Here is a 538-nt window from a genome sequence, read left to right on the forward strand (position 1 = left end):
CATTCTAGCAGCTCTTTACGCATTTTCGACCACAGATTAATTTTATGACTATATGAAGATATAATGCAACTTTTAGAGAGAATAGACTTACCTTTGATCAAACATGTTTATAAACCAACATAACGTACAGGAAATCGGCTTTTCTCTTGTCGAAATTTACTTAGCATACAGTGGTCATATATTTTCAAGAATAACGGAAGAATATATAGAAAATGCTACATAAATGTGAAGTTTGATCAACTTAGGGGGGACAACCTTGTTCAATCAGATAGTAAAAGCTGTACCCAATTTATTTACGATTGGAAATTTATTGTGCGGTGTTTTTTCAATTACCATGAATATGAGTGACTATTTGGAAGTAGCCTCCATTTTTATTTTCTTTTCAGCTGTTTTAGATCTCCTTGATGGAAGAATTGCGAGAAAATTAAAAGTGAACAGTGAATTTGGTGTACAATTGGATTCCTTAGCTGATATTGTTAGTTTCGGAGTTGCGCCTGCACTTCTATTTCATTCGATAGCAACACCATCTATTTTAACT

At 33.3% G+C, this 538-nt stretch carries 1 protein-coding gene; it reads left to right on the forward strand.

The features are described 5' to 3' along the window. Positions 1-256: 256 nt before the first annotated feature. The coding region (locus AC1DTM_RS31190) for a CDP-alcohol phosphatidyltransferase family protein (protein ID WP_477001786.1) at positions 257-538 on the forward strand (282 nt) is incomplete at its 3' end.

The organism is Bacillus sp. P4_D3, assembly GCF_056401855.1.